This window comes from Evtepia sp., from assembly GCF_056797215.1.
The window spans coordinates 48,298-60,902 of sequence record NZ_JBQILM010000002.1; the positions used below are offsets into that span (position 1 = coordinate 48,298).

The 12,605-nt window shown below is 60.8% G+C and carries 12 protein-coding genes; all 12 read left to right on the forward strand.

Annotation, left to right across the window (positions count from 1 at the left end):
* The 12 genes from dxs to rplS all read left to right on the forward strand — a co-directional run bounded on the left by dxs (position 1) and on the right by rplS (position 12,559).
* The gene (gene dxs / locus ACTOZL_RS00860) at positions 1-1,881 is read left to right on the forward strand and encodes a 1-deoxy-D-xylulose-5-phosphate synthase (RefSeq protein ID WP_482476150.1); all 1,881 of its coding nucleotides are present in this window, start codon (positions 1-3) and stop codon (positions 1,879-1,881) included.
* Positions 1,844-2,659, forward strand: coding sequence for a TlyA family RNA methyltransferase (locus ACTOZL_RS00865; protein ID WP_482476151.1), 816 nt, complete (start codon positions 1,844-1,846; stop codon positions 2,657-2,659). The genes dxs and ACTOZL_RS00865 overlap by 38 nt, the downstream gene beginning before the upstream one ends.
* Positions 2,656-3,531, forward strand: a complete 876-nt coding sequence (locus ACTOZL_RS00870) for an NAD(+)/NADH kinase (RefSeq protein ID WP_482476152.1) — start codon at positions 2,656-2,658, stop codon at positions 3,529-3,531. Before ACTOZL_RS00865 ends, ACTOZL_RS00870 begins: the two co-directional genes overlap by 4 nt.
* Complete coding sequence (locus tag ACTOZL_RS00875) at positions 3,528-3,992, forward strand: arginine repressor (RefSeq protein ID WP_482476153.1); 465 nt, start codon at positions 3,528-3,530, stop codon at positions 3,990-3,992. Before ACTOZL_RS00870 ends, ACTOZL_RS00875 begins: the two co-directional genes overlap by 4 nt.
* Before the next feature lie 43 nt (positions 3,993-4,035).
* Positions 4,036-5,739 carry a DNA repair protein RecN gene (gene recN, locus ACTOZL_RS00880; protein ID WP_482476154.1) on the forward strand — a complete coding sequence of 568 codons (1,704 nt, stop codon included), beginning with the start codon at positions 4,036-4,038 and terminating at the stop codon, positions 5,737-5,739.
* Between the two features lie 42 nt (positions 5,740-5,781).
* Positions 5,782-7,011: a tyrosine--tRNA ligase gene (tyrS, locus tag ACTOZL_RS00885; protein WP_482476155.1), complete on the forward strand. Its 1,230-nt coding sequence runs from the start codon at positions 5,782-5,784 to the stop codon at positions 7,009-7,011.
* 44 nt (positions 7,012-7,055) lie between these two features.
* Positions 7,056-8,108: an S-layer homology domain-containing protein gene (locus tag ACTOZL_RS00890; RefSeq protein WP_482476157.1), complete on the forward strand. Its 1,053-nt coding sequence runs from the start codon at positions 7,056-7,058 to the stop codon at positions 8,106-8,108.
* 249 nt (positions 8,109-8,357) lie between these two features.
* The gene (locus ACTOZL_RS00895) at positions 8,358-9,881 is read left to right on the forward strand and encodes a Y-family DNA polymerase (protein WP_482476158.1); all 1,524 of its coding nucleotides are present in this window, start codon (positions 8,358-8,360) and stop codon (positions 9,879-9,881) included.
* Complete coding sequence (locus tag ACTOZL_RS00900) at positions 9,878-10,300, forward strand: YolD-like family protein (protein WP_482476159.1); 423 nt, start codon at positions 9,878-9,880, stop codon at positions 10,298-10,300. Before ACTOZL_RS00895 ends, ACTOZL_RS00900 begins: the two co-directional genes overlap by 4 nt.
* Before the next feature lie 125 nt (positions 10,301-10,425).
* Positions 10,426-11,508 carry an AI-2E family transporter gene (locus ACTOZL_RS00905; RefSeq protein WP_482476160.1) on the forward strand — a complete coding sequence of 361 codons (1,083 nt, stop codon included), beginning with the start codon at positions 10,426-10,428 and terminating at the stop codon, positions 11,506-11,508.
* A 54-nt stretch (positions 11,509-11,562) separates the two neighbouring features.
* A complete protein-coding gene (locus tag ACTOZL_RS00910) occupies positions 11,563-12,105 on the forward strand; it encodes a GNAT family N-acetyltransferase (RefSeq protein ID WP_482476161.1) in 543 nt (180 codons plus the stop codon).
* 109 nt (positions 12,106-12,214) lie between these two features.
* Positions 12,215-12,559, forward strand: a complete 345-nt coding sequence (gene rplS / locus ACTOZL_RS00915; protein WP_482476163.1) for a 50S ribosomal protein L19 — start codon at positions 12,215-12,217, stop codon at positions 12,557-12,559.
* Positions 12,560-12,605: the final 46 nt, after the last annotated feature.

Sequence of the window (12,605 nt, forward strand, 5' to 3'; positions counted from 1 at the left end):
TTGAACCAACGGGAGGAATTCCCTTCTCTATATGGAATCAGCGACCGGGAGGCGGAGGAGCTCTGCCAGGACTTGCGCCACCGGGTCGTGGATGTGGTGTCCCAGACGGGAGGGCATCTGGCCTCCAACCTGGGGGTGGTGGAACTCACGGTGGCCCTCCACCGGGTCTACGACACCGGGCGGGACCGTCTGGTCTTTGACGTGGGGCACCAGTGCTATGTACACAAAATGCTTACCGGGCGCAACGGGCGCATGGAGACCTTGCGGGCCCTGGGGGGCATTGCGGGCTTTCCCAAGCCCTCGGAGTCCAAGCACGATGCCTGCATTTCCGGCCATGCCTCCACGGCGGTATCCACCGCGCTGGGGATGGCCATCGCCCGGACCCGGCAGCAGGAGGACTACCGGGTGGTGGCCCTGCTGGGAGACGGCTCCCTCACCGGGGGCTTGGCCTATGAGGGCCTCTCCATGGCCGGGCAGCGGGAGGAGCCCATGGTGGTCATCCTCAACGACAACGGTATGTCCATCGACGCCAGTATGGGGGGCGTTGCCCAGCATTTGGCCCGTCAGCGGCTGAAACCCCAATACCTCCAAGCCAAGGAGATTTATCGCAAGATCATGTTGGCCACCCCACCGGGGCGGGCGCTCTACCGCTTCCTGCACAAGGTCAAGGAGGGCATTAAGGCCAGCATGCTGCCCGGCGGTATGTTTGAGAACATGGGCTTTCGGTATATGGGCCCGGTAGACGGGCACGATGTAAAGGGATTGACCCGTATCCTGCGTTATGCCGCCGCCGTGGATGGCCCTGTGCTTCTCCACGTCAAAACCACCAAGGGCAAGGGCTATGGCCCGGCGGAGCGGACGCCGGATACCTTCCATGGCACGGGACCCTTCCAGGTGGAGGATGGCGCACTGCTGAAAGGCAGCAGTGGAGAGAGCTTTTCCGCCCGCTTTGGTGGGGAGCTGCAGCGCCTGGCGGAGCAGGACCCGCGCATCTGTGCAATTACTGCCGCCATGACCGGTGGAACCGGCCTGGCTGGCTTTGCCGAACAATTCCCCAAGCGGTTTTTCGATGTGGGGATTGCTGAGGGCCACGCAGTGACTATGGCGGCGGGTATGGCCAAACAGGGGTTGATCCCTGTCTTTGCCGTGTACTCCACTTTCCTTCAGCGCGGCTATGATATGCTGATCCACGATGTAGCCATTGACAAGCTCCACGTGGTATTTTGTGTGGACCGGGCTGGCCTGGTAGGGGACGACGGAGAGACCCACCATGGCCTGTTTGATGCCGCGTTCTTAAATACCATACCGGGGATCACCGTGCTGTGTCCAGCCAGCTTGGACGAGCTCTCTGCCATGCTGCGGCGGGCAATCTATGAGCTCTCCGGTCCTGTGGCAGTGCGCTATCCCCGGGGAGGGGAGAACCACTACAGCGGGGACCACAGCCAGGACCCAGCCTGCGTCCTCCAAGAGGGCAGCGACCTCACTCTGGTGAGCTTTGGGACCCTGACCGGCAGCATCCTCCAAACAGCCCAGCGGCTGCGGCGGGAGGGCATCTCTGCCCAGGTGGTGAAGCTGAACCAAATTACGCCGCTGCCCAAGGAGGCGGTGCTTCGCTCCCTCAAAGAGACTGGGCGGCTGCTGGTGGCCCAGGAGTGCGCGGAACCGGGCAGCCCTGGGGAGGGCCTCTTGGCCGCGGCCGCGGCGGCAGGCATCCCCCTGAAACGGGCGGCGCTGTGCTCCTGTGGGGACGGCTTTGTCCCCCACGGGACCGTCCCACAGCTGCGGGAGCGCTGCGGTTTGGATTTGGAATCCCTTTATCAAAAAGCCCGGGAGGTGGCCACCTATGGCAGCGAAAAAACGTCTGGATGTCCTGCTCACTGAGCGGGGGCTGGCAGAGAGCCGGCAGAAAGCCCAGGCCATCATCATGGCCGGCCAGGTTTTTTGGGCGGACAAACGCATGGATAAGGCCGGGGCCTCTGTCCCGGAGGACGCCCAGTTGGAAATTCGGGGCCAGACCCTGCGCTATGTGAGCCGGGGGGGCCTCAAGCTGGAAAAGGCCATGTCCAGCTTTCAGCTTCCAGCCCTGGAAGGGGCTGTGGCCATTGACGCCGGGGCCTCCACCGGGGGCTTTACCGACTGTATGCTCCAAAACGGCGCGGCAAAGGTATACGCTGTGGATGTGGGCTATGGCCAACTGGCTTGGAGCCTGCGGCAGGACCCCCGGGTGGTGTGTATGGAGCGCACCAATGTCCGCTACCTCACCCAGGAGCAGATCCCCGAACCGCTGGATTTTGGCAGTGTGGATGTCTCCTTTATCTCCCTGCGGCTGATCCTGCCTGCCCTGCGCCCTTTGATGAAGGAACGTGGGGAGCTGGTCTGCCTCATCAAGCCCCAGTTTGAGGCGGGGAGAGAAAAGGTGGGGAAGAAGGGGGTCGTCCGGGACCGGGCGGTACACCTGGAAGTCCTAGAACAGTTTTTGCGCCACGCGGCGGACTGTGATTTTTTTGTGAAAGATGTGACCTTTTCCCCCATCCGGGGGCCGGAGGGCAACATTGAATATTTGGGCCATCTGACCGTGCGGGAGCAGCCCCCTTACCAGGGGGACCTGAAAGCATTGGTGGAGGCATCGCACCAGAACTTGGAGGAGACCGCACCATGAAGATCATTTTGTGCCCCAACCCCTTCCGAGACAAGGGCCTGAAAGCGGCGGGAGAAGCCCAGCGTTTGCTCACGGCCGCTGGGGCAAGCTGTGAGTTTTGCTTCCCATTTCCTGTGGAACCGTCTCACTTTAATACCTTACCCTCGGGCATCAAGATCAAGGAGATGAAGGCGGAGCTGCCAGACGCGAATTTCCTGGTCTGCTTTGGGGGGGATGGCACCATCCTCCACGCGGCCAAGGACGCCAGCAGCTTTGGGGTACCCATCATCGGCGTGAACATGGGCAGTGTGGGCTTCATGGCGGAGTTGGAGCAAAACGAAATATCCAAGCTCAAACGCCTCATTGGCGGTGAGTACGCCATGGAAAACCGAATGCTCCTGGATGTGAAGGTCCTGCGGGACGGGCGGGCGCTTTTTCGCAGCACAGCCCTCAACGACGCGGTGATCACCAAGGGCGCTGTGGCTCGTGTGATCGACTTGCAGATTTTTGGAGACAAGAGCCGGATTTGCAACACCTATGGGGACGGGGTCATCATGGCCACCCCCACCGGTTCCACCGCCTATTCCCTCTCCGCCGGAGGGCCCATTGTGGAGCCGATGGCAGAGAACATCATCATGACACCCATCAGTGCCCACACCCTGCAAGCCAAAGCCATGGTGTTGGATAGGAACCGGCTCATTGATGTGGTGCTGCCCAAGAACAGCCGAAAGACGGCGTACCTCTCGGTGGACGGAGGCAAGGCCTTTAAGCTCTACCCGGGGGACACCGTGCAGGTGGCCCGTTCCCGCCGCTCCCTGCGCCTGGTGAAGCTGTCAGACAAAAGTTTCTATGAGGTGCTCAACCGCAAGCTCGAGAGGAGGATCAGACTATGAAGGCCAAACGACACGCTGAGATCCTTTCCATCATCCAGGAATATGATATAGAGACCCAGGATCAATTGCTGGACAAGCTGCGGGAGAAGGGGATGAAATCCACCCAGGCCACCATTTCCCGGGACATCAAGGAGCTCCACTTGGTCAAAGAGCTCACCGGACAGGGTACCTACCGCTACGCTGTCAGTGAACGGAAAAGCTCTCTGAACGTGGCGGGCCGTCTGAACAATATCTTCCGGGAGAGTGTGACGACCTTCGACAGCGCCCAGAACATCGTGGTGCTCAAGACCATGCCCGGTCTGGCCTCCGCTGCCTGCTCGGCGCTGGACGGGATGCAGATTCCACACATGGTGGGCAGCCTGGCGGGGGACGACACGGGCATCCTCATCATGCGCACCACCAAGGATGCAGAGGATTTGTGCCTGTCCATTGTGAAGATGTTGGATAAACTGGAAAATTAAGCGAAGTCCCGATACCCGAGGACTTCAGCCATCAAGAAGGGGGATGGAGACCTTGCTTTCTCTGCTCCACATTGAAAATATCGCCCTCATCGACCAGGCGGATCTCTCCTTCGGGCCTGGCTTCAACGTGCTGACCGGCGAGACCGGCGCGGGGAAATCCATCATCATTGATGCCATCGGCGCGGTGATGGGGGAGCGCACCAGCCGGGACCTGATCCGCAGCGGGGAGAAGTCCGCCCTGGTGACGGCCCTGTTCCGGGACCTGCCCCAGCTGCCCTGGTTTGAGGAGACCGGCATCGCCCCAGACGAGAACGGGGAGCTGTTGATCTCCCGGAAAATTCAGGGGGATGGGAAAAATATCTGCCGGGTGGGGGGCGTACCCTGTACCGTGCTGCAATTAAAGGCCCTAGGGGGGCAGTTGATCGACATCCACGGCCAACACGACGGACAACAGCTCCTGGACGAGACCTGCCACCTGGGCTATCTGGACAGCTTCGGTGGCCTGGCGCAGGCGGTGGAGGGGTACCGGAAGGACTATGAGGCCCTATCCACCCTGCGCCGCCAACTGGCTGCCTTGGAGATGGACGAGGCGGAGAAAGCCCGTCGGATTGATTCCCTCCAATTCCAGATAGCAGAGCTGGAACGGGCAGACCTCCGCGCCGGGGAGGAGGAGGAGCTTGCAGAGCGCAAGGCCCTCCTGCGCAGTGCCGACCAGCTTATGGCCGCGGTGGAAGGGGCCAGCCTGGCCCTTTTCGGCGGCGACGACGGGGACGGCGCTGTAGGGCTTATGGGAGAGGCGGAAGCCCAGCTCTCCCGGGTCTCGGCGCTGTCAGAGGAGCTAGGGGAACTGGCTGGGGTGCTGACGGAGCTGCGGTGTGGCGTGGAGGACGCCACGGAACGCCTGCGGGAGCTGCGCCGGGGTTTTGATTTCTCCCCCCAGGAGCTGGATGAGGTGGAAAGCCGCCTGGACCTGCTCTACCGCCTGAAAAAGAAGTACGGCGCCACCACGACGGAAATGCTGGACTATCTGGAACGCAGCCGGGAGGAGTTGGAGCGCATCCAGCTGGCGGACGAGAGTATCGCGAAGCTGGAAAAAAAGCAGGCCAAGCTGCTGGAAGGGGTCCGGGATAAGGCCCAGGCCCTTTCAGAACAGCGCAAGGTGGCGGCCCAGGCCCTGCGGGAGCGCATACAGACGGAGCTGCGGCAGTTGGATATGCCCAAGGTTCGCTTTGAAACAGACTTTGCCCCCAAAGCCGGGCAGCTAGGCCTGGACGAGACGGGGATGGATGAGGTCCGCTTCCTCATGTCTGCCAACGTAGGGGAGGACTTGAAGCCCATCGCCAAAGTGGCCTCTGGGGGTGAGCTCAGCCGCATCATGTTGGCGCTGAAAAACGTCCTGGCGGAAAACGACAGCATCATGACTCTCATCTTCGACGAGGTAGACGCCGGGATCAGCGGCCGGGCGGCCGGGAAGGTGGCAGAAAAAATGAGTGCCTTGTCCGCCGGCAGCCAGGTGTTGTGTGTCACCCACCTGGCCCAGATCGCCGCTATGGCAGACGCCCATTTCTCCGTACAGAAGGAGGAGCGGAAGGGCCGGACCTATACGGAGGTATTGGTGCTGGACCGGGACGGCCGCCGCCAGGAACTGGCCCGGCTCACCGGCGGTGCCACCGTCTCTGCCGCGATTTTGGAGGGGGCGGAAGCACTGCTGCAAGAGGCTGAGGCCTACCGGGCGGCGCGGGGCTGAGACTAGATTGAATCCGAATGAGAAAAAGGAGAGAAGAAACCGATGCAGATCTATGAGGAATTGAAAGCCCGTGGCCTGATCGCCCAGGTCACAGATGAAGTGGAAATCCGGGAACTGGTGAACAATGGGAAGGCCGTGTTCTATATTGGCTTTGACCCCACGGCGGACAGCCTGCATGTGGGCCACTTCATGGCCCTGTGCCTGATGAAGCGGCTGCAAATGGCGGGGAACCGCCCCATCGCCCTGATCGGCGGCGGTACCGGCATGGTGGGCGACCCCTCCGGCCGGACAGACATGCGCCAGGTGATGACCCCGGAGACCATCCAGCACAATTGCGAGTGCTTCAAAAAGCAGATGGAGCGCTTTATTGAGTTTGGCGAAGGCAAGGCCATCATGGTGAACAACGCCGACTGGCTGCTGAAGCTGAACTATGTGGAGCTGCTGCGGGAGGTGGGGGCCTGCTTCTCCGTGAACAACATGCTTCGGGCGGAGTGCTACAAGCAGCGCATGGAAAAGGGCCTCTCCTTCTTGGAGTTCAACTACATGATTATGCAGTCCTACGACTTCTATCACATGTTCCAGACCCTGGGCTGCAACATGCAGTTTGGCGGCGACGACCAGTGGAGCAACATGCTGGGCGGCACGGAGCTGATCCGCCGCAAGCTGGGGAAGGACGCCTACGCCATGACCATCACCCTGCTGCTCAACAGCGAGGGCAATAAGATGGGTAAGACCGCTAAGGGTGCTGTGTGGCTGGACCCCAACAAGACCTCCCCCTATGAGTTCTACCAGTATTGGCGCAGCGTGGGGGACAGCGACGTCTTGAAGTGTATCCGAATGCTCACCTTCCTGCCCTTGGAGGAGATCGACAAGATGGACGGCTGGGAGGGCAGCCAGCTCAACGCAGCCAAGGAAATCCTGGCCTATGAATTGACCAAGCTGGTCCATGGGGAAGAGGAGGCCCAAAAGGCCCAGGAAACCGCCCGCGCCCTCTTCTCCAATGGCGGGGACCGCTCCAATATGCCGGCAACTGCCCTAGAGGCCGGAGACTTGAACGATGGCATCATCTCCATCATGGAGCTGATGTTAAAGTGTGGCCTGGTGCCCTCCAAGGGCGAGGCCCGCCGCCTGATCCAGCAGGGAGGCGTGATGGTGGACGGAGAAAAGGTTACCAGCCTGGACACCAGCTTGACCGCCCAGCAGCTTTCCGGAGAGGGTGTCGTAATTAAGAAGGGAAAGAAGGTGTTCCACAAAGCGTATTTAGGCTCTTAACAGGACAGAGAATTTGTATCAATGGTTTGAACAGAAAGGGTGTTATGATGAAAGTATGTCGGCGGATTTTCCTGGTTCTTCTGGTGGCTGTGCTCCTAACCCCTGCGGCGTTTGCCAGCTACCGGCATTGGAACCATGGAAACCATTCCCATCAATGTTCTGATTGGGCGAAGGCGGAGATCCTTCAGGCAGAGGAGCTGGGCTTGCTCAGCAGCAGCCTGCCAGAGGATTACCGCAGCCCCATCACCAGGATCGACTTTTGCCGGATGGCCCTGTGCTATGCGGCCATCCAGAGCGACCTGGACTACGCCACGTTTTGTGCCCAGGCCCAAGCCAAGCTGCCCTGTGGGGCGGATGGCAAGGTCCGCTATGCCTTTACAGACTGCGGCAATGGCGAGGACGCCCTGACGGCCACCATTGCCAAGGAGCTTGGCATCGTCAACGGCAAGGGGACAGGGACCTTTGATCCCCAGGGCAGCATCACCCGCCAGGAGGCGGCGGTCATGCTGACCCGTGCCAGCAAGGCCACTGGCAATAGCCTGTCTGAGGCGGGGGCTGGTGCGGCATTGTCTGGCTATTTTACAGACAGCAATACCGTAGCCTCCTGGGCCAAGGACAGCATTGCCGCCGTGGCCAACATCAAGGTGATGAATGGTGTAGGCAATGGTGCTTTCGGTCCCCATGGAAGCTACTCCATTGAGCAGAGTGCGGCGACCTTCTTGCGCCTGTGCCGCCACCACGAGACCCACCACGGGGAGACGAACAACACGGTTCCCGGCTACCACTGCCCTTACGGCACCCCGAACTGCACGGGCAATTGTAATGGCTGCATTGGCTATGACTGCCCTTACGGTGTGCCAAACTGCACGGGCAATTGTAATGGCTGCATTGGCTATGACTGCCCTTACGGTGTGCCAAACTGCACGGGTAATTGTAATGGCTGTGCCGGCTATGACTGCCCTTACGGCACGCCAAATTGCACCGGTAACTGCAATGGCTGTAATGGGTATTATCAGAATGGGAGCACGGGTGGTTCTCACCACTGGTCCACTGGTGGGAACAACTACGGGCATCACGGTTCCCACTGCCGCCGCTGAGGGAAGGGGTCCACAGAGGAACCCAGCGGCTTAAAACCAAAGTGAAGCAAGAAAAACGGGCGGTGTCTGTCAGGCATCGCCCGTTTGGTATGTCAGGAGGGATACTGTTTTCAGGACAGCAAAGCACTTCTTCCAGAGATTTCCCCCTGGGTTTCCGTTGACCCCGCAGCCGCGTCCCAGGTATAATATGGGGAGAAAAACGGGGATGGACAGAAGTGGTTCCTGATATCCCCAGGGGAGGGAGCGGTGGTGAACAACAAGTGCTATATCGCCATTGATCTGAAATCCTTTTACGCCTCCGTGGAATGCCGGGAGCGGGGCCTGGACCCTATGTCCACAAACCTGGTGGTGGCGGACCTGAGCCGGACGGAAAAGACCATCTGCCTGGCCGTCTCTCCGGCCCTGAAAGCGTATGGCATCCCTGGCCGCCCCCGGCTGTTTGAGGTGATCCAGAAGGTGGAGGAGATCAACAACCAGCGGCGGTGCAAGGCGCCAGGGGGGAAGTTTCACGATGCCTCCTGGGATGACGCAGCGTTGAAAGCTTCCCCGGAGTTGGCCTTGGACTACATCGTCGCGCCGCCCCAGATGGCCCGCTATCTGGCATGCAGCGGGGAAATTTATCGCATCTATCTTCACTATGTCGCGCCGGAGGACATCCATGTCTATTCCATCGACGAGGTGTTCATCGACGCCACCAGCTATTTGAAGCTCTACCAATGCTCTGCCCACGCCCTGGCCCGGCGGATGATTGCCCGTGTCCTCCGGGAGACCGGGATTACTGCCACGGCAGGCATCGGGCCAAACCTGTACCTGGCCAAGGTGGCCATGGATATTTATGCCAAACGCATCCCTGCCGACAAGGACGGCGTGCGCATTGCAGAGCTGGACGAGGGCAGCTACCGCCGCCTGCTGTGGGATCACCAGCCGTTGACAGATTTCTGGCGGGTGGGCCGCAACTATGCCAGGAAGCTGAACCAACACGGCCTTTACACCATGGGCGACGTGGCCCGCTGCTCCATCGGCGGGGAGGGGGAGCGCTACAATGAGGAGCTTTTGTACAAGCTCTTCGGGGTCAATGCCGAGCTGCTCATCGACCACGCCTGGGGCTGGGAGCCCTGTACCATGGCGGACATCAAGGCATACAAGCCAAAGTCCAATAGTATCGGGACAGGGCAGGTATTGCAATCCCCCTACCCCTGGGAAAAGGCCCAGCTGATTGTGCGGGAGATGACGGAATGGTTAGTCCTGGACCTGGTGGACAAGGAACTGGTCACGGATCGGGTGACCCTGACCCTGGGCTATGACCGGGAAAGCCTCAAAGGGTCCCAAGGGAACGTCCCATACCAGGGGGAAGTTACCCGGGACTTTTATGGCCGCGCTGTCCCCAAACATGCCCACGGCACCGCGCGGCTGGAACAGCCCACCGCCTCTACAAAGGAGATCATGGCGGCAGTCCTGGCGCTGTTTGACCGTATTACAGACAAAAGCCTTTTGGTGCGGCGGGTCTACCTCACGGCGGAGCGGGTGGTGCCGGTGTCCGCTGTTCCGCAGCCTGAGGCTGGGGAACAAATGGACCTGTTCACAGATTATGCCGCCCTGGAACGGCAGCGGGCGGAGCGGGATGCTGCCCTTGCCCAGGAGCGGCAGCTACAAACCACCATGCTGGCGTTGAAGAAACGCTTTGGAAAGAATGCGGTCCTCAAGGGGATGGACCTCCTGGAGGGGGCCACCACCCGGGAGCGGAACGGGCAAGTGGGAGGGCACCGGGCATGAGCGGACGATATGACGATATCCTACACCTACCCCACCCCACGTCCAAGAAGCACCCTCGTATGTCCACCCAGGACCGGGCGGCGCAGTTCTCTCCTTTTGCGGCCCTGACGGGACACCATGGGGTGATCCAGGAGGTGGCCAGGCAGACAGAGGAGCGGCGGGAGCTGGGGGAGGAGGAACAGGCGTGCTTAGACCGCAAGCTGCAATTCCTCCTGGCCCATTTAGAGGAGGAGCCGGAGGTGCAGCTATGCTATTTCCAGGAGGATGGCCGGAAAGCGGGCGGCGCCTATCTCACCGCCAGGGGTGTGGTGAAGAAGCTGGACCCCTATGCACGGTATATTCTCCTGGCAGACGGGACGAGGGTTCCCATGGATGATCTCTGGGCGATCGACGGGGCATTGTTCTCTGTGTTCTCATAACACACCTGACCGCCCGATCAGGGAGAAAGGGGCGGCTGCTTCTGTCCCTGCTGGGGTGGGGCTTCTATTTTCCCTCATGGGCTCATATCAGTGAAGGAAGGAGCCGATGGAGGGAGGGGAGGCCCATGGACTTGCCGTGGAAGGTCTGCTTCCGGGCGGGGGTGAGCATATTCCTGCTGTATTTGTGCATCCGCTGTTGGCCGGGGGCGGCATCCCTGGTGGGGATGGTGCTCCATGCGGCGCTGCCCCTGTTCGTGGGCTGTGGGATTGCCTATGTGGTGAACATCCCCATGAGCTGTTGGGAGGGGCGCTGGCGGTGGCAGGGGCTGGAAGTGCTGCGCCGTCCGCTGTGTATGCTGGGGGCCTACCTGGCTTTGGCGGGAGGAGCGGGGCTGTTGGTGTGCCTGGTGCTCCCGGAGCTGAGCGCTTGTGTCCAGGTGCTGCTGGGGGAGCTGCCGGGGCTGTTCCGCCAGGTGACAGCGGCGGCCCGCCGGGACGGCCTGTTGCCCCCAGCCGTTATGGAAGCCCTGGGCCAGGCGGATTGGGACGCGCTGCTGAACCAGGGCCTGCAAGTGCTCACCTCCGGCCTGGGGGGCGCGGCGGAAACCTTGGCGGAAGCCCTGTCCTCTTTGTTGTCTTGGGTGGGAGCGGGGGTGATCGGCCTGGTGTTTTCTGTCTATCTCCTGGCAAACAAGGAGGCATTGCTCCAACAGGGGGAAGGCCTTGCCCGGCGCTGGCTGAAACCTGCCTGGTGGGAGAAGGTACACAGCGTGGCCCGGATTGCCCACCAATGTTTTCGCAGTTATATCACGGGGCAGTGTGCCGAGGCGGTGATTCTGGGCCTGCTGTGTACCGGGGGCATGCTGCTCCTGCGCCTGCCTTACGCGGGGATGATCGGGGCCCTGACCGGCTTTGCGGCCCTCATTCCTGTGGCGGGGGCCTATCTTGGCGGGGGGCTTGGGGCGGTGATGCTCTTGACCGTCTCTCCGGCTAAGGCCCTGCTGTTCCTGGCGTTCCTGCTCCTGCTCCAACAGGTGGAGGGGAACTTAATCTACCCCAAGGTGGTGGGGGCCTCGGTGGGGCTGCCGGGACTGTGGGTGCTGGCGGCGGTGACCATCGGCGGCGGTGTGCTGGGGGTGGTGGGGATGCTGCTGGGGGTCCCCCTGGCGGCGGTGGCCTATCAGCTGTTCCAAGAGGGGATGGAGTAAAGCCTTCGCCTACCCTTATTCCCACCCTTTACACCGGCGGGAAAATCTGCTATAGTGAATACCTACGTTACAAACTGCCCCACGGCAGAGAAAGGCGGCAGCATGACCATCACCCTGCGCACCATGGACCCCAAGGATTATGACCAGCTCTATGCGCTCTGGACACGCATTGAGGGCTTTGGCATCCGCAGCATCGACGACACCCGGGAGAATGTGACGCGCTTCCTCCGCCGCAACCCGGACACCAGCGTGGTGGCCTTGGCAGGGGAGCGGATTGTGGGGGGAATCCTCTGTGGCCACGACGGCCGCCAGGGGAGCTTCTACCATGTCTGCGTGGACCCCAGCTGCCGCCGCCAGGGGATCGGCAAGCGCATGGTGGTCTTTGCCATGGAGGCGCTGAAACGGGAGCAGATCAACAAAATCACCCTGGTGGCCTATACCCGCAACGACGGCGGCAACGCTTTTTGGAACACCATCGGTTGGACCCGCCGGGGGGACTTGAACAGCTATGACTTCGTCCTCAACCAGGAAAACATCACAGCATTCATAAAACAAGGGGAAAGCGGTAAAATTTTGCTTGACAAGCCCATGGGATAGCTGATAGAATACACGTTGGTCTATGAAATAAGGGTGGTCCTCTGGGGCGCCGCTGGAACTGCGGCGAACAGTCCTCACGAACACCTGTATAACAGGAGGAAAACAGACTATGGATCTCATGAAGAGCTTTATTGAGAAGAACATGCCAGAGAAGGAAGCCCCCTCCGTCACCGTGGGTGACACCGTGCGTGTCCACCTGAAGGTCAAGGAAGGCAACCGCGAGCGTATCCAGGTGTTCGAGGGCACCGTCATTGCCAAGAAGCATGGCGGCATCAACGAGACCTTCACCGTCCGCCGTATTTCCTATGGCGTGGGCGTGGAAAAGGTGTTCCCCCTCTACAGCCCTGTGATTGAAAAGGTGGAGACCGTCCGCAGAGGTAAGGTCCGCCGGGCTAAGCTGTATTATCTGCGTGACCGCGTGGGTAAGGCTGCTAAGGTCAAAGAAAAGCTGTAATGGATCAAAAAGAGACGTGCAGGGTTGCCTGTACGTCTCTTTTCCG

Excerpts from the sequence above, each read along its gene's own strand:
- tyrS (WP_482476155.1), top strand. The coding sequence starts at position 5,782 with ATGCAGATCTATGAGGAATTGAAAGCCCGTGGCCTGATCGCCCAGGTC.
- ACTOZL_RS00900 (WP_482476159.1), top strand. The coding sequence starts at position 9,878 with ATGAGCGGACGATATGACGATATCCTACACCTACCCCACCCCACGTCC.
- rplS (WP_482476163.1), top strand. The coding sequence starts at position 12,215 with ATGGATCTCATGAAGAGCTTTATTGAGAAGAACATGCCAGAGAAGGAA.
- ACTOZL_RS00905 (WP_482476160.1), top strand. The coding sequence starts at position 10,426 with ATGGACTTGCCGTGGAAGGTCTGCTTCCGGGCGGGGGTGAGCATATTC.
- ACTOZL_RS00875 (WP_482476153.1), top strand. The coding sequence starts at position 3,528 with ATGAAGGCCAAACGACACGCTGAGATCCTTTCCATCATCCAGGAATAT.
- ACTOZL_RS00890 (WP_482476157.1), top strand. The coding sequence starts at position 7,056 with ATGATGAAAGTATGTCGGCGGATTTTCCTGGTTCTTCTGGTGGCTGTG.
- recN (WP_482476154.1), top strand. The coding sequence starts at position 4,036 with ATGGAGACCTTGCTTTCTCTGCTCCACATTGAAAATATCGCCCTCATC.
- ACTOZL_RS00865 (WP_482476151.1), top strand. The coding sequence starts at position 1,844 with ATGGCAGCGAAAAAACGTCTGGATGTCCTGCTCACTGAGCGGGGGCTG.
- ACTOZL_RS00870 (WP_482476152.1), top strand. The coding sequence starts at position 2,656 with ATGAAGATCATTTTGTGCCCCAACCCCTTCCGAGACAAGGGCCTGAAA.